Source organism: Gaoshiqia sp. US2 (assembly GCF_059705485.1).
Genome location: NZ_AP048550.1, coordinates 3981524 through 4004428 on the forward strand (window position 1 = coordinate 3981524; position 22905 = coordinate 4004428).

21 protein-coding genes are annotated in these 22905 nt (G+C 44.0%); 13 read left to right on the plus strand and 8 right to left on the minus strand.

Features of this window, described 5'->3' with window-relative positions; all coding sequences use genetic code 11:
- Positions 1 to 81 precede the first annotated feature (81 nt).
- Positions 82 to 1563, plus strand: a complete 1482-nt coding sequence (locus tag AC6H3C_RS15890; protein ID WP_497516390.1) for a DUF1080 domain-containing protein — start codon at positions 82 to 84, stop codon at positions 1561 to 1563.
- On the opposite strand, the gene AC6H3C_RS15895 is transcribed toward AC6H3C_RS15890, so the two are convergent.
- Positions 1564 to 2286 (minus strand): cytidylate kinase-like family protein, encoded by a 723-nt coding sequence (locus AC6H3C_RS15895; protein WP_497516391.1) that lies wholly within the window; start codon positions 2284 to 2286, stop codon positions 1564 to 1566.
- Positions 2287 to 2471: 185 nt separating this feature from the next.
- Here AC6H3C_RS15895 and AC6H3C_RS15900 point away from each other — a divergent pair, with 185 nt between their 5' ends.
- Entirely contained in the window at positions 2472 to 3860 is a 1389-nt protein-coding gene (locus AC6H3C_RS15900; RefSeq protein ID WP_497516392.1) for an aminopeptidase P family protein, read from the plus strand.
- Between the two features lie 17 nt (positions 3861 to 3877).
- Here the strand turns inward: AC6H3C_RS15900 and AC6H3C_RS15905 are convergent, their stop codons facing one another.
- Positions 3878 to 4312, minus strand: coding sequence for an arsenate reductase/protein-tyrosine-phosphatase family protein (locus AC6H3C_RS15905; RefSeq protein ID WP_497516393.1), 435 nt, complete (start codon positions 4310 to 4312; stop codon positions 3878 to 3880).
- A 108-nt stretch (positions 4313 to 4420) separates the two neighbouring features.
- Positions 4421 to 5713 (minus strand): NAD(P)/FAD-dependent oxidoreductase, encoded by a 1293-nt coding sequence (locus AC6H3C_RS15910; RefSeq protein WP_497516394.1) that lies wholly within the window; start codon positions 5711 to 5713, stop codon positions 4421 to 4423.
- Positions 5714 to 5872: 159 nt separating this feature from the next.
- On the opposite strand from AC6H3C_RS15910, the gene AC6H3C_RS15915 reads away from it, so the two are divergent.
- Positions 5873 to 6886: a GntR family transcriptional regulator gene (locus AC6H3C_RS15915; RefSeq protein WP_497516395.1), complete on the plus strand. Its 1014-nt coding sequence runs from the start codon at positions 5873 to 5875 to the stop codon at positions 6884 to 6886.
- Positions 6887 to 7042: 156 nt separating this feature from the next.
- Positions 7043 to 7483, plus strand: coding sequence for a response regulator (locus AC6H3C_RS15920; RefSeq protein WP_497516396.1), 441 nt, complete (start codon positions 7043 to 7045; stop codon positions 7481 to 7483).
- Between the two features lies 1 nt (position 7484).
- On the opposite strand, the gene AC6H3C_RS15925 is transcribed toward AC6H3C_RS15920, so the two are convergent.
- The 5 genes from AC6H3C_RS15925 to AC6H3C_RS15945 form a co-directional block, all read right to left on the minus strand.
- Complete coding sequence (locus AC6H3C_RS15925; protein WP_497516397.1) at positions 7485 to 8231, minus strand: SDR family oxidoreductase; 747 nt, start codon at positions 8229 to 8231, stop codon at positions 7485 to 7487.
- A 32-nt stretch (positions 8232 to 8263) separates the two neighbouring features.
- Positions 8264 to 10267 carry a protein-disulfide reductase DsbD family protein gene (locus AC6H3C_RS15930; RefSeq protein ID WP_497516398.1) on the minus strand — a complete coding sequence of 668 codons (2004 nt, stop codon included), beginning with the start codon at positions 10265 to 10267 and terminating at the stop codon, positions 8264 to 8266.
- A gap of 103 nt (positions 10268 to 10370) precedes the next feature.
- The gene (locus tag AC6H3C_RS15935; RefSeq protein WP_497516399.1) at positions 10371 to 11438 is read right to left on the minus strand and encodes a helix-turn-helix transcriptional regulator; all 1068 of its coding nucleotides are present in this window, start codon (positions 11436 to 11438) and stop codon (positions 10371 to 10373) included.
- Positions 11439 to 11499: 61 nt separating this feature from the next.
- A complete protein-coding gene (locus tag AC6H3C_RS15940) occupies positions 11500 to 13050 on the minus strand; it encodes an Rne/Rng family ribonuclease (protein WP_497516400.1) in 1551 nt (516 codons plus the stop codon).
- Between the two features lie 219 nt (positions 13051 to 13269).
- On the minus strand, positions 13270 to 13557 hold the full coding sequence (locus AC6H3C_RS15945) for an HU family DNA-binding protein (protein WP_423128319.1): 288 nt from the start codon (positions 13555 to 13557) through the stop codon (positions 13270 to 13272).
- Between the two features lie 130 nt (positions 13558 to 13687).
- Between AC6H3C_RS15945 and mutY the strand changes: the two genes are divergently transcribed.
- From mutY to AC6H3C_RS15990, 9 genes are all read left to right on the plus strand, one after another.
- Entirely contained in the window at positions 13688 to 14743 is a 1056-nt protein-coding gene (gene mutY, locus AC6H3C_RS15950; protein ID WP_497516401.1) for an A/G-specific adenine glycosylase, read from the plus strand.
- A 137-nt stretch (positions 14744 to 14880) separates the two neighbouring features.
- Entirely contained in the window at positions 14881 to 15318 is a 438-nt protein-coding gene (locus AC6H3C_RS15955; protein ID WP_497516402.1) for a single-stranded DNA-binding protein, read from the plus strand.
- A gap of 19 nt (positions 15319 to 15337) precedes the next feature.
- Positions 15338 to 16657 (plus strand): gliding motility-associated protein GldE, encoded by a 1320-nt coding sequence (gene gldE, locus AC6H3C_RS15960; RefSeq protein WP_497516403.1) that lies wholly within the window; start codon positions 15338 to 15340, stop codon positions 16655 to 16657.
- 19 nt (positions 16658 to 16676) lie between these two features.
- Positions 16677 to 17276, plus strand: a complete 600-nt coding sequence (gene gldD, locus AC6H3C_RS15965; protein WP_497516404.1) for a gliding motility lipoprotein GldD — start codon at positions 16677 to 16679, stop codon at positions 17274 to 17276.
- 15 nt (positions 17277 to 17291) lie between these two features.
- Complete coding sequence (locus AC6H3C_RS15970) at positions 17292 to 17909, plus strand: 4'-phosphopantetheinyl transferase superfamily protein (RefSeq protein WP_497516405.1); 618 nt, start codon at positions 17292 to 17294, stop codon at positions 17907 to 17909.
- A gap of 69 nt (positions 17910 to 17978) precedes the next feature.
- The gene (gene zwf, locus AC6H3C_RS15975; RefSeq protein ID WP_497516406.1) at positions 17979 to 19487 is read left to right on the plus strand and encodes a glucose-6-phosphate dehydrogenase; all 1509 of its coding nucleotides are present in this window, start codon (positions 17979 to 17981) and stop codon (positions 19485 to 19487) included.
- Between the two features lie 41 nt (positions 19488 to 19528).
- Entirely contained in the window at positions 19529 to 20266 is a 738-nt protein-coding gene (gene pgl, locus AC6H3C_RS15980) for a 6-phosphogluconolactonase (RefSeq protein ID WP_497516407.1), read from the plus strand.
- Between the two features lie 149 nt (positions 20267 to 20415).
- Positions 20416 to 22014 carry an Eco57I restriction-modification methylase domain-containing protein gene (locus tag AC6H3C_RS15985; protein ID WP_497516408.1) on the plus strand — a complete coding sequence of 533 codons (1599 nt, stop codon included), beginning with the start codon at positions 20416 to 20418 and terminating at the stop codon, positions 22012 to 22014.
- Positions 21962 to 22897, plus strand: a complete 936-nt coding sequence (locus AC6H3C_RS15990) for a BsuBI/PstI family type II restriction endonuclease (protein WP_497516410.1) — start codon at positions 21962 to 21964, stop codon at positions 22895 to 22897. The genes AC6H3C_RS15985 and AC6H3C_RS15990 overlap by 53 nt, the downstream gene beginning before the upstream one ends.
- The last annotated feature ends 8 nt before the right edge of the window (positions 22898 to 22905 follow it).

Sequence of the window (22905 nt, forward strand, 5' to 3'; positions counted from 1 at the left end):
TTCATGAAAAACCCGGGCCCGGATAACAAAACTTTCCCCAGGAATTTTATCTTTGTCTTTGTTAACCAACCTGACATCCCGATGAAAAGAATGATCCTGCTGATTCCTATTTTAAGCCTGGTGCTTACTATTTCTTCCTGTATAAATAACAACACGGGGAAATGGGTCGACCTGTTCAACGGCAAGGACCTCTCCGGTTGGATAGCCATGGAACATCCAGCCTCATTTACAGTTGAAAACGGCGCCATTGTATGCAGCGGTCCACGGGCACACCTGTATTATACCGGGAAACTGCAAAACGGCATTTTCAGAAACTTTGAGTTGAAAACCCTTGTCAAAACGACTCCCGGAGCCAATTCAGGCATTTTTTTTCATACGAAAGAACAGGAACACGGGTGGCCACTGAAAGGATATGAAGTTCAGGTAAACAACTCGCACGAAGGTACGGGAGACTACAAAGAATTAAAGAAAACCGGCAGCCTGTACGGAATCCGGAACATTTATTACCAAACGGCATCCGATAACGAATGGTTTGAAATGCACATCAAAGTCGTTGAAAACCAAGTTGAAATACGGGTAAACGGAGCAAAAGTGGTGGATTACATCCAGCCGGATGAACCTTATCGCCCGGATAACGATAAATACAAAATTTTTGACCGGGGAAGAATCGCCTTACAGGCCCACGACGAACACAGCACAACCTATTTTAAAGACATCAAAATCAAACTCCTCCCGGATGGTGAAAAACGGGAGCCGTACGCCGGCAAAGAATGGGATACCAGGATAACCCGGTTACACATGGCCAATTTTCCGGTCATCGATTTTCATGTTCACCTGAAAGGCGGCCTGACGATTGAAGAAGCCTGCGAAAATTCAACAAAACTGGGCATCAATTACGGGATTGCACCAAACTGCGGGCTTAAATTTCCGGTAACCGACGATGAATCGCTCTATGCCTATATGGACACGGTGAAAAAACAGCCCATTTTCAGGGGCATGCAAGCCGAAGGACGCGAATGGATTACCTTATTCTCTCCCGAAGCCGTTGCAGAATTTGATTATGTATTTACCGATGGCATGACCTGGACCGACCAAAAAGGCCGTCGTATGCGCTTATGGATCCCGGAAGAGGTTTTTGTGGATGATGAACAGGCATTTATGGATGAACTGGTTTCAAAAATTGAAGCGATCGTATCGCAGGAACCCATCGATATTCATGTCAACCCAACTTTCCTGCCCGATGCCATTGCCGATAAATACGACGAATTATGGACGGATGAACGGATTGACCGGTTCGTAAAAGTATTGTCGGATAACCAGGTTGCCCTTGAAATTAATTCGAGGTATAAATTACCTTCGGAAAAAATCTTACGAAAAGCCAAAGAAGCAGGCGTGAAATTCTCCTTTGGAACCAATAACACCGCCAATGATTTAGGCCGGTTAGACTACTCGCTGGAAATGGCCGAAAAACTTGGCCTGACCTATAAAGACATGTTCATGCCCCGACCAAAAGGCCGGAAACCTGTTGAACTAAAAGGGTTGCCTGCGCAAATCACCGGTTAATCAGAAAAAAGGAACTTTTTTCTTCATTTTTTCCGTGATCCCTTTTAGGTCAAAAGCCGTTTTAATCAGATTGACAACCTGGCCTGTTGTAAACCTTGACACGTTGATCACCAGGTCGAAGTTATCTTCCTGGCCTTTGCTTTTAACAAAGTAGTTTCTGAAAAGGTCGCGTTCTTTCCCCGTTTCCTGGATGTACTTCAAGGCATCGGCCTTGGAGAGGTTTCTGCTTGCCGAAATGCTTTCGACCCGCCAGGCCAGGGGGGCCGTCAAACGAACATGCATGGCATTTTCAACATCAGCGGCAATGATATGGCCGGCACGACCAAGAATGATGCAGCATCCATCCAATGCAAAGTTTCGGATGACCTCTTTCACGGTTTTAAGTATCACCTTGTTGCTTTTGTAATATTTGTCGGTAAAGGCAGACAAAATCTCCTCGAAAGTAAAATGTTCGTTCGAGGTTAACAAACGCGATACTTTCTCAGGAGCAATTTTCAACTCCTTTGCGCTTTCGCTAAGCACCTCTTTGCTGATGACCTGCCATTGCTTGCAGAACACGCATTTATTCAGTTCTTCAGCAAGGGCTTTACTGATTTTCAGGCCGCCGCACCCCACATCCCTCGAAATGGTAATCACCGGGCCGGCCTCTTTTTCGCCGCGAACCTGCTTCTTCTCAAGTTCGTTAAAGCGTTTGTTCATATAATTCAATAAGGTATTATCCATAACGCCGATTTTTTGGTTTCGATAAAGTTTACGTTATTCTGTCATTTCAGTTATATGTTTGACAGTAATCATTCCCTGCTTCCGTTTTTTATAAACTACAGGCAGGTATTCGTGAAAAATCATAAAAATTTGCCTGATTAATCCATATCTTACAACCGCAATTACGTCAAATTAAAATACCGCTTATGTTTGAGAAAGAAATTTATACCAACCGAAGAAACAAGCTGAAAGAAAAACTTTCAGGAGGAGTTGCCCTTATTTTAGGAAATGTTGATTCGCCGATGAACTACACGGACAACACGTACCATTTCAGGCAGGATAGTTCTTTTCTCTATTTTTTCGGACTTGATTTTCAGCAGCTGGCAGGTATCATCGATGTCGATTCAGGTGAAGAGATCATCTTCGGCAATGATGTGGATATCGCCGACATCATCTGGATGGGCCCCCAGGCAGGTATCCGGGAAAAAGCTGAAAAAGCAGGAGTAAAGCATACCGCCCCTTTCAACCAGTTGTCCGAAACCATAAATACGGCTATTAAACAAGGACGAAAAATTCACTTTCTTCCGCCATACCGTGCCGAAAACAAATTGTTGCTGCACGAGCTACTGGGAATTCACCCTTCAAAACTGGCTCAATATGCCTCGCTCGAACTGATCAAAGCAGTTATTGCATTGCGGTCGGTTAAAGAGGCCTGCGAGATTGAAGAAATCAAAAAGGCCTGTGCAACAGGATATCAGATGCACGTTACTGCCATGAAAATGGCGCAGGCCGGTGTCTGGGAACAAAGTATTGCCGGAACGATTGAAGGCATTTCACTGGCTCATGGCGACATGCCGTCGTTCCCGATCATCCTTTCGCAACACGGCGAAACCCTGCACAATCACGATCATTCAAACTACCTGACAGCCGGTAAGCTGATGCTGGTGGATGCGGGAGCGGAAACAGCGATGCACTATGCCTCCGATTTTACACGTACCAGCCCCGTCGGTGGAAAGTTTACCGCGCAGCAACGTGAAATCTACGAAATTGTACTGGCAGCCAACAACCGGGCCAAAGAGTTAACCCAACCGGGCGTAACCTACCTGTCGGTTCACCTGGAAGCAGCCAGGACAATTGCAAGCGGACTAAAAGAACTGGGGCTTATGAAAGGCGACGTTGACGAAGCGGTTAAAAACGGCGCGCATGCCCTGTTCCTGCCTCACGGACTTGGTCACATGATGGGGCTCGACGTGCACGATATGGAGGACCTCGGACAAATTTACGTTGGTTACGACGAGGAAACCCGCCCGGTTAACCAGTTTGGCACAGCCTACCTGCGCCTCGGAAAAAGGCTTGAACCCGGATTTGTCGTTACCAATGAACCCGGAATTTATTTCATCCCTGCCCTGATGGACAAATGGAAGCAAGAAAAAATTAATGCCGGTTTTATCAATTTCGATCAGCTTGCCCTTTACCAGGACTTCGGCGGAATCCGTTTGGAAGACGACATCCTGGTAACCAGCTCGGGAAGCGAATTACTTGGAAAACGCATCCCGATTACACCCGAAGAAGTTGAAGCAACTGTCAACAGTTGAGCATGAGGAAAGGCCGCTTATGAAGCGGCCTTTCCTTTTAGTATGCGTTGATAAAAATAATCAAGCTCAGTTTTTACCTCTTCAATGAAATGCAGGTAGGCTTCCGTTTCTTTTTGGCTGTCGCCTGTCACTTTTCCGGGATCGGTAAAGCCCAGGTGTAATTTTTTCCTGTAATTGAATGAAAAACTGCCAAACTCTTCCTTTGTTCCTTCACAAACTGTGATGACATAGTCAAACGACATGTCCCCTAACTGTGAGACAGTCCTGATTTGCTGTTTATCCATCGTGAAACCAACTGATTTCATCACCTCAAAAGCCAAGGGATTCAGGTTCGAAACCGGTTCGGTTCCGGCGGCAAAGACCTCCAGATTCTCATCAAACGACTCCAGCACGGTTTTCGCAATGAGGCTCCGGCAGGAACTTGCACCCGAGCAAAGAAACAGGATTTTCATAGGCGGCCTTAATTATTCACATAAATTACTGAATATTCATCACTTAAGAAATAACCTATCTCTGGTTTTTATACTTTTCACCATACAGAACTACTGTTTTTCAACACCTTACAACGGACGTTCTTTGGCTTTTTGCGATGGACGCAGGATCAGGCGCAGCGATTGATCGAAGGTCACATATTTCCACAGCCAGTTAATAAAGATCAGCAAACGGTTTTTCACCCCCACGATCGACATCAGGTGTACAAACATCCAAACCATCCAGGCCAGGGTCCCGCTGAACCGGATAAAAGGCAAATCGACCACGGCCCGGTTGCGGCCAACGGTTGCCATAGAACCTTTATCGCGGTATTCAAACTCGACCATTGGCCTTCCTTCTATCAGGTTGACCAGGTTTCGTGCCAGACAGGAAGCCTGTTGTAAGGCCACCTGGGCCACCTGGGGATGACCGCCTGGATATTTCTCCGTGGTCATCAGGGCGACATCGCCAATGGCAAACAAATCATCGAAACCGGCTACCTGGTTGTAACGGTTTACCATTAACCGGTTTCCCCGGGTAATCGCATTCCGGTCAATCCCCTCGGGCATCTGTCCCTTCACTCCTGCAGCCCATATTAAGGTTTCGGTCAGCAATTTTTTCCCGTTTTCCAGGCTAACTTCCAGCCCGTCGTAGTCGGTCACCTTATGGTCGAGCAAAACGTTTACCCCCATCTTTTCGAGGTATATTCTCGATTTTTCGGCTGAACCGGAGCTCATCCCATGCAGCAGGTGCGGATTGGCCTCAATGAGCGTGATCTGCATCATATCAAAATTGAGATCAGGATAATCTTTGGGCAGCACAAACTTTTTCATCTCGGCCAGCGCGCCACAAACTTCAACCCCGGTCGGACCGCCACCCACCACGACCACATTGAGCAAACGTCTCAGTTTTTCCTCATCGCGCAAAGTTACCGCCTCTTCAAAATTAAGCAAGAGGGTATTTCTCAGGTAAACAGCTTCGGCGACCGATTTCATCGGGATGCTGTGCTTTTCGAACTGCTGCATCCCAAAAAAGTTGGTGGTTGCGCCGGTCGCCAACACCAGATAATCGAACCAAACATGTCCCATTGGCGTTTCAATTTGCTTTTTTTGCGGATCAATGTTCGTGACCCGGGTCACACGCACAAACACGTTTTTTTCTTTTTGAAAAACTTTACGCAGCGGAAATGAAATGGCGCTTGGTTCCAGCCCCGAGGTCGCCACCTGATAAAACAGCGGCTGAAACTGATGATAGTTATTCCGATCAATCAACACCAACTGAAAACCTTTCTTTTTGAGCTTCCGCGCCAGGCGCAATCCGGCAAATCCGGCCCCAACAATCACTACTCTCTTCGCTCCTGTTTCCGGTATATTTATTGGCATAATCTTTTTTTTTCAAAAACAGCCAGGATGAATTAATGTTGAAAGAATTTTCGTTTTTAGGCGTCTGAAAATTTACAGGAGAATAACCAAAATACCTGTTCAGGTTCTTCTTCCTGTTTCTTACTTTTTTTTATAATTTCACCACACAAATCAAAAAGCATGATTGAAAATTCCAGGATCGATTCCGAGTCAGAGATTCCACTCTACAAGCAGGTTGAAGATTTGATTATTGCCGACATTGAATCGGGAATATTTAAGCAGGGGCAACGTATCCCATCCATCAATGAGACCAGCGAAGAATTGTTGCTCTCGCGCGATACGGTTGAGAAGGCTTACGTCAGACTCCGGAAAAAGGGAATTCTGTCATCCGTCAGAGGAAAGGGTTATTACGTCAACCAGACCAATGTAGGTAAAAAACTCAAAATCAGCCTTATTTTCAACAAGCTGAGCAATTACAAACGAAGCCTGTACAACTCGTTTGTACAAACCCTGGGAACGAAGGCCAGTGTCGACGTTTTTATTTACAATTACGACATTAGCGAATTTGAAAGCATTATTGACAATAACCTGACCAACTACGATTACTTTGTCATTCTGCCCCATTTTCGCAATGAAAATGCAGAAGTAGGGCAGGTCATAAAAAAAATACCGGTCGAAAAAGTATTGATCGTTGACCGCTACCTGGAAGAGTTAAAAAATTATCCGGTCGTTTACCAGGAATACGATAAAGATATTCAGGATGCGCTTGAGCAGGCCCTGGATTTACTCAAAAAATACACCCGGTTAAACCTGGTCTTTCCTCAAAACGAGTATTATTCTCCCTATATCCGAAAAGGGTTTATCATTTTTTGTCAATCTCATCAGTTTGAATACCGGGTTATTGACTCCCTGGATGCAACCAACATCTGCAAACAGGAAGCCTATATTGTCATTTCAGACAACGACTTGTACTACCTGATCAAAACCATTAAAGCCAGGGGCTGGGTTCCGGGTAAAAACAGCGGTATTATTTCGTACAACGAGAATCCGGTAAAAGAACTTCTTTGCGACGGCATATCAACCATATCAACAGATCATAACGAAATTGGCAAACGGGCGGCAGAAATGATCCTTCAACAGGATTTTAGAAGGATAAAAAGTCCTTTCGAGTTTATCCGCCGGAATTCGCTTTAAAAAACGAAAACCGCCAATTGCTGATTTTCTGCGGCAACAGAATACAAAATATCAATCCGTTCTTTTTGCAAAAAGAAGTTATCTATTTCAAATTGATGCTTATCTTGCAAACCAGAATTAACCCGGAGCTCATATCAAACTAACTAACACGCCGGTATGCAACAAGAAATGGACACAACAAAAAACCAGGAAAGCTGTTTACATATTCTAATTGTTGAAGACGAAGAGTACAACTATTTGTTCCTTGCCTCTGTATTAAGGGATTACCAGGTAAAAATAACCCGGGCATACAACGGGAAGATGGCCGTTGAACAGTGCCAGGCCGACGGATCGATACATCTCGTCCTGATGGATATCCGCATGCCGGTTATGGATGGCTACGAAGCCACCGGACGGATCAAAAAAATAAGACCGGATCTTCCCGTCATTGCACAAACAGCGTACGCCATGGAAACCGACCGAAAAAAATCCTATGATGCCGGTTGTGACGACTATCTGCCCAAACCCATCCGAAAAGCGGAACTGATCCATGCAATAGCCCGGCATACGCCTCATGATTTTCCCCTGAAAAAAAAGGAAGCGCCAAATCTCCTTTAGCTTATACGTAAATCATCTTTTTTGTCATCCCCCCGTCAATAACAAAGTTTTGGGCGGTAATAAAATCATTTTCAGGACGAAGTAAAAACAACACCATATTGGCAATGTCGCGTGGTTTTCCTACTCTTCCCGCCGGATGCTGCAGGTGGTCCTGTTCCGAAAGTGAAATTTGTTGTGCTGCCGATCGCTTTTTAACCGCCGAAACATCGATCCAGCCCGGGCTGATGGCATTCACCCGGACATCGGGCGCCAGGCTCATTGCCAAAGCATGGGTTAAAGCCAGCAATCCACCTTTCGATGCCGAGTAAGCCTCGGTATCCGGCTCCGACTGCAGCGCCCTTGTAGAACAAATATTAATGACGGCGCCTCTGTTTTTGCGCAATTCGGCTCCGGCGTGTTTGGTACATAAAAACGGCCCGGTGAGGTTAACCTCCAGCACCCGGTTCCATTCGTCAAGCGATAAGTCGGCCAGAGGTTTCCCGGCCTGTACCATCGCGTTGTTGATCAAGCCATCAATCCGTCCAAATTGGCCAACCGCCAGGTTCATGGCTGCCACCACCTGCTTTTCGTCCGCAACATCGGCTAAGCACGCGATTAAATCCGGCGTGTTACATTCCGTTTTAAGTTCATGAAGCGCCTCGGCGTCCACATCCAGGACAGTAAGCCGGTAATCGTTTGCCAGCAATTCGCGGACGATAATCTGACCAATACCCTGGGCGCCGCCGGTCACTACAATATTTCGTTTCATCCTAAGTTTCATTTAATGCTTAAAGATCACGATCATTTATCGTGGAATTTTTTGATAGCTTCATCCAGAAACCGCACAAAGTTATCCGGGTTTAAATCGTAAGCTTTCGGAGCAGCCAGCAATTCTTCATTTGTATCCAATAAAACGTAATATGGCTGGGCATTCACCCCAAAACGGCTGATCTGGAAATCGGCATATTTTTTCCCCAGTGTCTTTTTTACTTTCCCGTCGTATGTTGATGTCACCCATTCTTCTTCGGGCAGTTTTGTTTTGTCGTCGACATACAGGGCAATGATGATAAACTCGTTTTTCAGCCTTTCCAGCACCCGTGGATCTGACCAGACATTGGCCTCCATTTCCCGGCAGTTTACACAACCATGCCCGGTAAAATCAATAAACACCGGCTTATTTGAAGCTTTGGCACAAGCCATGCCCTGTTCGTAATCAAAATAGCCTTCCAGCCCATGCGGTAAGTGCAAAAAATCACTGTATTTTGGAGTCTCGCATAATTCGGACGTTCCGTTGAAGGTGGCAGCGCCGGCAGTGGCATTAACCAGTTTCATTTCGTCGCGGATTATTTTATGCAGATCAAAATCATGGGTGGTTTGCGGTGGAAGATATCCTGAAATTGCTTTCAGCGGCGCGCCAAACATACCCGGCGTCAGGTAAACCACAAAAGCGAATGATGCAATGGCCATCATTAACCGGGGTACCGAAATAAACTTCAGGTCGCTGTCGTGGGCAAACTTCAGCTTTCCCAACAGGTAAAATCCAAGTAAAATGAAAATAACAATCCACAAAGCCAGGTAAACTTCACGGTCGAGAATTCCCCAGTGATAGGTTTGGTCTGCTACACTCAGGAATTTCAAACCTAAAGCCAACTCGAGAAAGCCCAATACCACCTTCACCGAATTTAACCAACCGCCCGATTTGGGCAAATTGCTCAACCAGCCCGGGAACAAGGCAAACAAGGTAAACGGAAGCGCAAAAGCCAGGGCAAAGCCAAACATCCCTATAATTGGTTTTAGCACCGCCCCTCCGGCCGATTCGACCAGGATTGCTCCAACAATGGGACCGGTACACGAAAATGACACCAAAACCAAGGTTAAAGCCATAAAAAATGAACCTACCAGCCCGCCTTTGTCCACCTGCTGATCTGATTTATTGACCAGCCAGCCCGGCAACACAATTTCGAACATGCCGAAAAACGAAAATGCAAACAATACAAAAATGATAAAGAAAAGCACATTCGGCAGCCAATGCGTACTGATAAAGTTTGCGGCATCGGGTCCGAACAGCACAGCCACCAGGGTGCCAACAATCGTATAAATAGCAATAATAGAAAAACCGTATACCACTGCGTGGAATATGGATTTGGCTTTCGATTCCCCGCTCTTCATAAAAAAGGACACGGTCATCGGGATCATGGGAAACACACAGGGAGTCAGGATTGCGGCTAAACCTGCCAGAAAGGAAAAAAAGAAAAACAACCACAGCGTTTCGGTCGAGCCTTCTTTTCCCCTGTCGGTGAGAACCTTTACCGACTCCTTTTGCGCACCCGATCCGATATCGCCTGTTTTTTCTCCTGCATTAAATTCAAATTCAAAATCGGCTTCAGTAGGCGGCAAACAGGTTTCATCGTCGCAACACATAAACTCGACAAATCCGCTAATAACTACCGGATCGTCCGATTTCAGCCGGATGGTTTGAACCAATTCCGCCTCCGTACTGAAATAGCGTAAATCCATCATGAACGTTTCGTCGTACTTTTCAATCGGTTGCGGTATTTTTTTTAGCTCGCCTACAAATTCAAATAAGCTGCTGTCGTTAAAATTAACCGATGTAGGGACCGGACCTCCGTCCGGCAGGTTCGTATCGTACAAATGCCAGGTTTCCTCGATGGTCGCTTTGAAAATCAATTCAACTTCGCGCCCGTTTTGCCGGGAGTCGAATGACCATTTAACCGGTTCCAGAATCTGTGAAAATAATTGAATAGAAAAAAGTAAGAATCCGATAAGTAAACTAAATTGCTTCATTACGTTCTGATTTGTTTTTACAATGAAACAAAATTAATCAGACAAACCGGATATTTTCATAACCGGATGGTGGATTCCCGGACAAAAAAGGTTGAAAAAGGGTCTAGTCCCCCTTTGGGCTTACCTGTTTCAGACTACTATAAAGGCTTATAGCCTCTTTTCTGTTGGCAACACCCAGTCGTTTATACAAATTATTGATGTGTGTTTTTACCGTGCTGATTTCGATATACAGATCGGCTGCAATTTCTTTATTTGCTTTTCCGGCTGCCAGGCTTTGCCAGATCATTCGTTCTTTTTCGGTCAACAAATTTACAAAATCGGTTTCTTCCCGCTTTTGAGGGATATTCCGTTTTCTTTTGAAAAGGAGGAAAACCAATAACACGATCAGTGCAGCTTCTCCCCCAATAACCCAATCGCGCCACGGCTTTGTAATGGAGGGTATGGCGCAAACCAGGTCGCGGTAGCCAACCAGACTATTTAACAGATCGTCGTAAATATGAGCATAATACCGGTAGCTACGCTCGGCCTGTAAGCGATCCTGAAAATTAAAATAAAAGTCGCTGTTCTGCAGAAAATCGGTCTCCCGGTCATCCAGGTGATACAGCGCAAACAAGGCGACCAGCGGGTCAGGGCAATTCTCCGTGAATTCGCGGATATATTTATTCAGGCTCTGACTTTGGAAGTTCCGTTTGGCTGAGGTATTCACACCACTCAATTGTTTGCGCTTTTGAAAGTAGGTTTTCTCAAAATCTGTCAACAAGTTGTTTTTCTGCGAACCGTTAATCTGTACCGACTCAAAAACACGCCCTTCGTCGGCATTTTCAATAAAAATGGTTGTTTGGTTATCCAGGATCAGGTGCATAAAGTTCCGAACCGAATCCGTCATAAATTCAACGCCGAACAAATTATTCCGGACCAGGTAAAGGCGGTAAAACCGGGGATCTTCCGGCAAATCAAATCCTGAAAGCGTAAAATAACCATTCCCGTCGATCAAAGCCTCATCGATTACAAATTCAGGTGAAGCCACAAAGAGGTTATCCGGCGAGTTTACCGAAGCCAGGTAAATTCGGGCTTGCCAGTCTCCGGAAATTTTCAACCGGCCTGTTATCTCGTAGGCAAACACATTCCCGGCAAACAGGAAACAGCATAAAAACAGGACAAATCTGATCATTTCTAAAAATAAAAAACACCCTAAAATAACAAATCCCGGATAAATTCCGGGATTTGTGTTATTAAAGAATAATTTCTTCCATATTCTCGTCGAAAAAATGATATTCGAGAAAACTCATGGCATTCACTTCTTCGACGCTGATATGCCTCATGTATTTTAAAGCCCATTTTCGTCTTCGGGACATAAACCCTTTTGTTAAAAATGCGGCAACGTAAGGATGAACTTTTAAGGTCAGGTTCTTTTTATTCAGATCTTTAAAAATATAATTGACCTTATTGTCCAGTTCATCCGTAAAGAGAATTGTAGGCATCACTTTTCCGGTTCCTTTACACGAAGGACAGACTTCAGCTGTCTCCACGTGTTCCTCCGGACGTACCCGTTGACGTGTAATCTGCATCAAACAAAACTTACTCAGCGGTAAGATATTGTGTTTGGTACGATCAACGGACATGGCCTCTCTCATACAATCATAAACCTTCTGTCGGTTTTCGGCAACATGCATATCGATAAAATCGATAACGATGATGCCCCCCATGTCTCTCAGCCTCAGCTGTCGTGCAATTTCCTCAGCAGCCGCCAGATTAACTTCCAGCGCGTTGGTTTCCTGATCGACACCTACTTTTGAGCGGTTACCGCTGTTCACATCAATGACATGAAACGCTTCGGTGTGTTCAACAATCAGGTAAGCCCCGTTTTTAAACGAAACTGTTTTTCCAAATGACGACTTAATTTGCTTATCGACTCCGTAATGTTCAAATATAGGCTGACCGCCTTTATAACATTTGACCATTTTTTTCTTTTCCGGATCGATGGTTCCAAGATATTCTGCAATATCATCTGCAATTTCAGCATCGTTGACGATGACGCTGTTAAAGGTTGGGCTGTAAATATCTCTCAACAAGGCGGTTGTCCGGTCAATTTCTCCAACAACCAAGGCTGGAGCAGTCGCTTTCTTTAGCTTCTGAAAGATCGTTTCGAACTTGGCAACCAGTTTCTTCAATTCCTGATCCAGTTCAGCAACTCGTTTGCCTTCGGCAACGGTTCGGACAATAACACCATATTTCTTCGGCCTGATACTTTGAATCAATTTCTTCAGCCGGCTTTTTTCTTCGGTGGAGCTGATTTTCTGAGAAACACTCACTTTCTCACTAAACGGCATCAACACCAAGTTTCTTCCCGCAATTGACAGTTCGGAGGTCAATCGTGGCCCTTTCGTCGAAATTGGTTCTTTTGCAATTTGAACCAAAATATTCTGGCCTGCTTTTAAGACCTCCGTAATTTTGCCCTCTTTGTTAATGTCGGGCTCGGAGTGGATTTTAGACAGCGAGGAAATACGGTTTTTTTTAGAACTGGCAATTTTCATAAACTTATTCAAAGTTGAAAATTGCGGACCCATGTCAAGATAATGCAAAAATGCATCTTTTTCATACCCAACGTCGATGAATGCAGCGTTCAAGCTCGGCATTATTTTTTTCACCCTGGCTAAATAAATATCGCCAACAGCAAATTTTGCTCCGCTTTTTTCCCTTGTTAGCTCAACTAAGCGCTTGTTTTCCAATAAGGCAATAACGACTTCCGAGGGAGTGACATCAATAATCAGATCGCTACTCACAACGTTATTTAATTAGAATTAAGTTTTGCGTATTTGTCGACTTATAAAACAGATTAAACCTAAAACACCGGTGTGCTTTAGGTTTAACCAACATAACGCTATAGCTCTACCTTAATTGTAAAACTATTTTTTCTTCTTATGTCTGTTTTTACGTAGTCTCTTTTTACGCTTGTGCGTCGACATCTTGTGCCGTTTTCTTTTCTTTCCGCTTGGCATAATTTACTTTTTAATTTGGTCTTTAACTTGTGAAACAAATGTTTTCGCCGGTTTAAATGACGGAATAAAATGTTCCGGAATAATGATCGTTGTATTTTTTGAGATATTACGTGCTGTTTTCTCTGCTCTTTTCTTCACTATAAAACTTCCAAACCCACGCAAGTAAACATTTCTGCCTTCAGTTAATGAATCTTTTACAGTTTCCATGAAAGCTTCAACTGCTTTTTGTACGGTTACTTTCTCGATTCCGGTGTTCTTGCTGATTTCGTTAACAATATCTGCTTTAGTCATCTCTTAAAATATTTAGTTTTCAATAAATTATAAATACAACTTTATCGGTGTGCAAAAATAAAAATTATTTAAGAACTAAAAACACATGTGTTGAATTATTTTTGCAATTCTTGTAGATTCTAAAGCAGTTATGAAAAATTCGCTCGATTTTGGACCCGATTTATTGCGTTGGTACAAGCAAAACAAAAGGCTTCTCCCCTGGAGGGAAACCCGTGATCCATATCGGGTTTGGCTGTCTGAGATCATGATGCAGCAGACCCGGATCGACCAGGGGCTGGCTTATTACCGGAAGTTTATCGAAAATCTCCCCACCTTAAATGATTTTGTAAAAGCCGACGAAGATACGATCCTGAAACTGTGGCAGGGATTGGGATATTACTCCCGGGCCAGAAATATGCACCATACGGCAAAAACAATCGCCGCAAACCACGGCGGGGCGTTTCCCGACAATTACGCGGCCTTGCTAAAACTAAAAGGCATCGGCGAATATACCGCTGCCGCAATTGCCTCCATCGCCTTTAAACTGCCGCATGCCGCCGTCGACGGAAATGTATACCGGGTGCTGTCGCGCCTGTTCGGAATTGATACTCCGGTTGATTCATCCCGTGGAAAAAAAGAATTCCAGGAACTGGCAACTCACCTGCTCGATAGGCAAAACCCCGGCGACCACAACCAGGCGCTCATGGAATTCGGCGCACTACATTGCACTCCCCGAAATCCTGATTGCCCGGCTTGCCCCTTTAAAAACCGTTGTGTAGCACATCAGTCGGGGCAAACAGCTAAATTTCCGGTAAAAGCCGGAAAACAAAAAATCAGGCAGCGCTATTTTAATTACCTGCTCATCGCCTCGGGCGATAATATCTACCTGAATAAACGAACCGGTAAGGATATCTGGAAAAACCTGTACGAATTTCCGCTGATTGAACACGAACGGAAAACCGAAATCTCCGAACTTCAGCCTCAACTGAATAGTTTATTCGGGTTGCAACAAATCATCATCACAAAAATAACCGGCTGGAAGAAGCAGGTACTAAGCCACCAACATATCCATTACCGCTTTCTGTATATTACTGCCGGAGATAAAAAAATCAAGCTTTCCTCTTTCGTAAAAGTGAATAAAAAAGATATTTTTAACTTTGCTGTTCCAAAACCCGTGGAAAGGGAAATTGAAAATATGAACTTATAGAATAGTTTCGTTCATAGGTATAAATGATACGGTTCGTCAAAAAAACAGAGGTATTCATAAAATAACTGATTATGAATAAGCTGCAAGAATGAAGAATGTCGTAAATTTATTATTGTTAATTTTAAATTTATCAAACTATGTCAGTAAACAAAGTAATTCTAATTGGCAATGTAGGCCAGGAGCCCGAAGTCAGACATCTTGACAAAGACGTAACCGTAGCCAACTTTTCATTGGCAACTTCCGAAAGTTATACCTCCAAGACCGGAGAAAAAGTAACAACAACCGAATGGCACAACATCGTTGTGTGGCGGGGTTTGGCCAAGGTTGTTGAACAATACGTAAAAAAAGGAGATAAATTGTATATTGAAGGCCGGATCAGGACCCGTTCGTGGGACGATAAAGACGGAAACAAACGGTATACAACTGAAATATACGCAGACAACATGGAAATGCTTGGAAGTCCGCGGGGAGGAGATGCTACGGGCAATAACCATGCGGCCCCGGCCAATCAACCGGCAAACAACGTCAACGAACCTGATTTTGAAACATCGGAAGAAGACGATTTGCCATTTTAGTAACTAAAACAACATTTCATTGGAAACGGACCCTTTACCTGATTTTATTACTCTGAGTTGGGATGTTTATTTTCATCCTGTTACAACAACCGCTGTTATCAGCTTAATTTTTATCGTGATTTTACTCATCACGTCTGCGCTTATATCCGGATCCGAAGTGGCTTATTTTTCATTAAGCCCGAAAGACCGGCAAAAGCTGAACAGCAAAAAAGAAAAATACGCTTATTTTATTTTACACAACCTGGAAAACCCGGAAAAGTTGTTGGCTACCATCTTGGTGACCAACAACTTTGTTAATGTGGGAATTGTCATTCTTTCGTCGTACACCACCAACATGTTAATCGACTTCTCGCAGGCCGAAACAGTTGGATACATTTTCAAAGTGGTGGTCATCACCTTCTTTCTGCTGTTGTTTGGCGAAATTATCCCCAAAGTATATGCATCAAGGCACTCGCTGCGGGTAGCCCGGCTGATGGCCTTGCCCTTAAATGTGCTCGAGCAGATCTTCAGCCCGATAAATGCAGTGCTTATTTTCTCAACCTCCTTTGTAAACCGGCGGATGCAAAAGCATTCACAGAATATTTCGGTTGATGAATTATCGAAGGCCCTGGAATTAACCGCCGACAATGAGATATCGGAAGACAAGGACATTCTGGAAGGGATTGTAAAATTCGGCAATAAAAGCGCAGTTGAAATTATGCGCTCCCGGGTGGATGTGGTTGCTGTTGACATCAAAGACTCGTACAACCAGGTCATTAACCTGATCAATGAGTCTGGCTATTCCCGGATTCCCGTTTATTCCGGATCGTTTGACAACATCCGCGGGATTCTTTACATCAAAGACCTTCTGCCCCATCTTCACAAACAGGAAAATTTCCGCTGGCAATCGATCATCAGGCCACCCTTTTATGTGCCCGAAACAAAAAAAATTGACGACCTACTCGAAGAATTTCAGAAGAACAAAGTACACATGGCTGTTGTCGTCGACGAATACGGGGGAAGCTCCGGTATTGTCACCCTGGAAGACATCCTGGAAGAAATTGTCGGAGATATTTCCGATGAATTTGACGATGATGAAATTTATTTCACAAAAATCGCCGAGAATAAGTATCTTTTTGACGGGAAAATCCTGCTGAATGATTTTTACAAAATCACAGGCGCCAGCGACCATATCTTTGACGAATATAAAGGCGACGCAGACACGCTTGCCGGATTAATTTTGGAACTGAAGGGAGAGATTCCGACATTGCATGAAAAGATTATTTGTAAAAATTTCGTTTTTTCAATCGAAGCGGTCGACAATCGCCGGATTAAAAAAATTAAGGTTGAAATTAATTAACTCACAGGAAAGGTACGTCATGAAGAAAGCTTTGTTTGTGATGATTGCACTGCTGATTGCAGTATCGTGTAAAAAGCAGTATACTCCGAAACCACGAGGATATTTCAGAATTGCTTTCCCGGAGAAATCGTACCGACAACTGGATCTGCAGCTTCCTTATACCTTTCAGATCGCGAATTACTCACAAGCCGTGCCCGATGACGAATCCGCCCCTCAATCCGGCTGGATTAATGTGACAACGCAAAAAAACAAAGCCGATATCCACGTCACCTATGTGAAACTCCGCGACGATTTATATCAGCACATCGAAGAATCACGGAAGTTGGCTTACGACCATTCCATAAAAGCCGACGCTATTGAAGAACAGCTTTTTATCAACCCGAAAGAACAGGTTTACGGCACCATTTATTTCATTGAAGGAAATGCTGCTTCTCCGCTTCAATTTTACCTGACTGACAGTTCGAACCATTTTATACGGGGAGCCCTTTACATCCGCGAAATTCCGAACATCGACTCCATCAGTCCGGTGATTGAATTTCTGAAACCGGACGTCATTCATCTGATCGAAACCACCCGGTGGACCCAACCCGAAAGCGGGAATCAGGCGCAACGCCGGTAAATTTGATGAAAGCCCATGCCCTTACTGAAAAAAATACCGGTTAACAACGGCCTGCTGATCCTTTGGAGCATCCGCGAACCACTCGAAGCGCTTGAACAAATGCTCCCCGAAGCCCTGGATATTCCGCAATACCGGGCAATCAGCCATACCAGACGCAAACGGGAATGGCTGGCCGTCAGGTTGTTGATGCGCGAAGTAAACTGCCCGGCCGGGCAGCTCTTTTATGCCGAAAACGGACAGCCGCGACTAAACAATCCAACCTACAAACACATCAGCATCAGTCATTCTGACAGCCTGGCTGGAATTTTTCTTCATCCCTCACAAGCCGTAGGTCTGGATATTGAACAGGCAGATCGTGATTTTTTACGAATCGAACAAAAATACCTCTCGCCGGAAGAAAGGCAACTGGCACATACAATTTCAGGCGGACACGGGTTATTTTGGTGTATCAAAGAAGCTGTTTACAAACTGGCCGACACACCGGGATTACATTTTGCCGGGCAAATCAGGATCTATCTTCAGGAAGATTCAGAACTTGCAGTCGCGCTGATTAACGAGACCACAAAAACGTTCCGGATCCATCATTTTGAAACTGAGGGGCAACTGATTGTTTGTCTGGTTGATGAAAAATAATGAATTTTGATAAACAAGGAGCCCAAACATAAGGGCGGTTAACTTGTTTATTTCTGAAAACTGAAAACAATGAATAGCACAAAACCACAAATACTGGTCATTTTTGGCGCATCGGGCGACCTCACCAAACGAAAACTGGTTCCGGCATTGTTTGAACTGTTCCGGCAACAATTGCTCCCCGGACAGTTTGCCGTTCTGGGTGTCAGCCGCACAGAATATTCTGACGAAGAATTCCGGATTAAAATGACTGAATTTCTGCCCAAAGATGAAAAACAGCAGCCAATTATCGGCAAATTCCTGTCGACCCTTTATTACCAGTCGCTGGCCACAGAAGATAATTACGAATACCCGATTTTAAGAGACCGGCTGACCACCCTATCCAAGCAGAATGACATTCCCGAGAATTATATTTTCTACCTGTCAACCCCTCCGCGTTTGTACGATATTATCCCGGCCAACCTGGCAAGCGTGGGGCTGAACAAGTCGGCCGACGGTTTTAGGCGGTTGATTGTGGAGAAACCCTTCGGCGCCAACCTGGAGCTTGCCAAAGAATTAAACCGCAAATTGCTTGAACACTTTGATGAAGACCAGATTTACCGGATCGATCATTACCTCGGTAAAGAGTCGGTACAAAATATGCTGGTAACCCGTTTTGCCAACGGGATTTTCGAGCCGATCTGGAACCACAATTTCATTCATCATATCGAAATTACCTCGGCCGAAAGCCTGGGAGTGGAAGATCGCGGAGGCTATTACGACCATTCGGGCGCCATGCGCGATATGGTGCAAAACCACCTGATGCAACTGGTCGGGCTGGTTGCGATGGAACCGCCGGTAGTGATTGAAGCCGATGCAATCCGGAACGAGATTCTGAAAGTTTTTCAATCCCTCCGGCCCATGAAAGAGGAAGAAGTTGCAAACCAGGTCATTCGTGGCCAATACATCGAATCACACATCAAAAAAGAACTGGTGAAAGGCTACCGTCAGGAAAAAGGAGTAGACCCGAACAGCCGGACAGAAACCTTCTTTGCCATGAAGTTTTTCATCGATAACTGGCGTTGGAGCGGGGTTCCGTTTTATATCCGTACCGGGAAAAAATTACCTACACGGGTCACCGAAGTGGTCATTCATTTCAAAAAGACGCCACATCACCTGTTTGGAGCCTACACTGATTATCAGCAAAACAACCAGCTGGTCATCCGGATTCAGCCCGACGAAGGTATTCTGCTGAAATTCGGCATGAAAGTGCCGGGGGCCGGTTTTAATGTCCAAACCGTGAACATGGATTTTCATTACGATGATCTGGCCAACGTACATCTGCCATCGGCCTACGAACGGCTGTTGCTTGATTGTATGCAAGGCGATGCCACGCTGTACTCGCGCGGTGACTCGGTGATAAAAGCCTGGGAATATGTCCAGCCAATCCTTGATGCATGGAAAAACAATCCCGACATTCCGGTTTACGGTTATCCCGCCGGCACCTGGGGGCCCGACGGGGCCGATCAACTGGTAGAAGATGGCACCTGGCGTTATCCGTGCAAAAATTTATCGGACGACGGCACTTATTGTGAATTGTAACGCCTTTCGGGCATAATCAAACCCTTAATATCCAAATAGAAATGACCACGATACGGGAGATTAAACGATACGCGAATCCGGCTGCGGTAGCCGAAGCCTTTGCGGCCGAACTGTACCAATGGATAAAGCAGGCTGAGAGGCCGGTCCATATCGCCTTGTCGGGCGGTACAACCCCTGCCCTGTTGTTTGATGTGCTGGCCCGGGATTATGCCACGAAAATGCCCTGGCAAACCATTCATTTCTGGTGGGGGGATGAACGTTGTGTCGCTCCGACTGATGCCGAAAGCAACTACAAGATGACCAATGATCGTTTATTCAGCCGGATACCGGTAAACCCGGAACAAATTCACCGTGTAAAAGGAGAATTGTCACCCGACGCCGCCAACAGCGACTACCGGGATGAAATTGAACAGTTCGTGCCTCAAAAAAATGGTTGGCCGGCTTTCGGACTGATCATCCTGGGCCTGGGCAACGACGGGCACACGGCTTCTATTTTCCCGCACCAGATGGAATTGCTGGAATCGGACGAAATATGTGCAGTGGCTACCCACCCTAACTCGGGACAAAAACGCGTGACCCTGACCGGCAAAGTGATCAACCATGGCGAACGTGTCTTTTTCCTGGTCACCGGAAAGTCAAAAGCAACGCGCATCGCTGAATTGATCAATCAAACAGAGGAGGCCAAACAGCTTCCCGCATATTATATTTTGCCGAAAACTACAAACCCGGTCTTTTACCTGGACCACGACGCGGCCTCGGAACTTGAACCGGAAGATTGATTATCAGCGTTCATCGGTACTTTACAGGAAAAAAGAGAAGCGTCGGCTCAAATTGGCACATTTGTATTCCCTACCCCACAAACTGATACTTTGATTTACAAAAGAGTCATTTTTTTGCCTGCGCACCCAAGATTGTTTACTTTTGCATCATGACGGAGTTAAAAGAAAAATACAAATTACCTTCTGAGTTCGCAGAGTACATCGGACTTGAATATGCTCACTCAACGTCAGATAAGCATAAAAAAGACAATGGACAATTTTTTACTTCTAAACCGATTTCTGATTTCATGGGCAATTTAGCCCGGCCCAAATCTGATAAGATATCCATTCTCGACCCAGGCTGTGGTACTGCAATTTTATCTTGCTCGTTAATTGAAAAACTAATTCAAAAATCACATCTCAGGGTAATTGAGCTAACATTATTTGAAATTGACAAAAACGTATTGGCTGAGACTTTAAAAGTGATTGACTTTTTAACGGTATGGCTGAATGAAAGAAATATTCAACTAAAATTTTCAGTAAACCAGACTGATTTTGTTGTTGAAAATTCCAAGGTATTTCAAGTTAATTCACTCTTTGGACTTGAAAAAATGAAAAAATACGATTATGTAATTTCCAATCCGCCATACTTCAAAATATCCAAAACCGACATAAGAGCGATTGCCGCAAAAGAATTGGTTTACGGACAGCCAAATATTTATTGCTTATTTATGGGAGTTTCGGCCAAGTTATTAAAGCCTGACGGTGAGTTGATTTTCATAACGCCCAGGAGCTTTGCCGCGGGGAATTACTTTAAAGCATTCAGACAGTACTTTTTTAATGATGTAAGTATCTCAAACATACATATATTTGAATCGCGCAACAAGATGTTTAAAAATGATCATGTTCTTCAGGAAAACATCATTATACGGGCAACGAAACAATCAAATCCTGAAATCAAAATAACCGTTTCAGAATGCGATAAAGGCTTGAACAATCCATCGGCACAAATATTCAGAACGGATGATTTGATTGATTTAAAATCAAAAGACAAAGTACTGTTTATTCCCTCAAACGAAAACGAAACAAGCACGATTGAGATCTTCAGAAAGTGGAAAAACACCTTGAATGATTATAATATTCAGATTTCCACAGGCCCGGTTGTGGCTTTTCGATGCACAGAGTATCTGAAACCGGAAGGCATAATTAACGGAGCACTTTCCCCGCTTATCTGGTTGCATAACATTAAAGAAATGGAGTTTATATATCCGCTTCAAAAGGGGAATAAACCAAGATTCATCATTAATTCCGATGAATCAAGAAAAGTGTTGCTTAAAAATAAAAACTACGTCTTTCTGAGACGGTTCAGCGCCAAAGACGACAAGAGCAGATTAGTTTGTTGTCCGTTTTTTTATTCAAATTTCAAGACAGAAATGATTGGCGTCGAAAATCATATTAACTATATTCATCGCCCCAACGGAGATTTGTCTGAAAATGAGATCTGGGGTATTTCAGCGCTCTACAGCAGTAGTTTGTTTGATACTTACTTTAGAACTTTTAACGGCAATACTCAAGTTGGAGCCTCTGAATTAAAACAAATCAAAATGCCTCCGTTAAATGAGATCATCTTAATTGGAAGTAAAATCAAAGAATATAAAAAACCTGAAAAACAGGAAGTAGATAAGGTTGTTTATGAAGTTCTTTTAGAAAAACCATATGTCAAAAATACAGGAAGCACAGGTAATTTTGAGAACATTGGGGTTGCCTGATGCACAACAAAATGAAATCTCGGCTTATACGTTACTTGCTCTGTGCAACGTTAAGGAACAAGATAAATGGTCGAAAGCTTTCAGACAAAGCTACGGTGTTTCAAAAGGGATAATGAATTTTATCTCAGAAAATTATCAAAAGGAATATGCTCCAAATACCCGGGAAACTTTCAGGAGACAAGTCCTTCACCAGTTTGTTCAGGCAGGCATTGCAGATTATAACCCCGATATTCCCGATTTACCGGTAAATAGTCCTCGTGCCCATTATGCCATTTCTGAAATTGCACTTGAAACGGTAAAAACGTACAAAACGAAAAATTGGAAAAAAGCAGTGGAGAATTTCACTTTAAAAGTTGGGGTATTAAAAGAAATGTACAGCAAAAACCGTAAAATGGCGAGGGTACCTTTGAAGCTTTCTGATGGACGGATTTTATTATTATCTCCCGGAAAACACAATGAAGTTCAGGCCGCAGTTGTTGAAGAATTTGCATCACGCTTTGCTCAGGATTCGACCTTGCTTTATGTTGGTGACACCGAAAAAAAGAACTTACATATTGACAAAGAGACTCTTGAAAGAATGGGAATTCCGATGACAGAACACAGTAAATTACCTGATGTTGTCATTTACGACGGATCAAAAAACTGGTTGTATCTCATTGAAGCTGTTACCTCTCACGGGCCAATGTCGCCCAAAAGAATAGTTGAGTTGGAAAACTTATTAAAAGACTGTAACGCTGGAAAAATTTATGTTTCGGCCTTTCCTGATTTCAACGAATTTAAAAAACATACGTGTGAGATTGCCTGGGATACCGAAGTTTGGATAATGGAATTCCCTGAACACATGATTCATTTTAATGGCGATCGGTTTTTAGGATCAAGATAAGTGTAAGC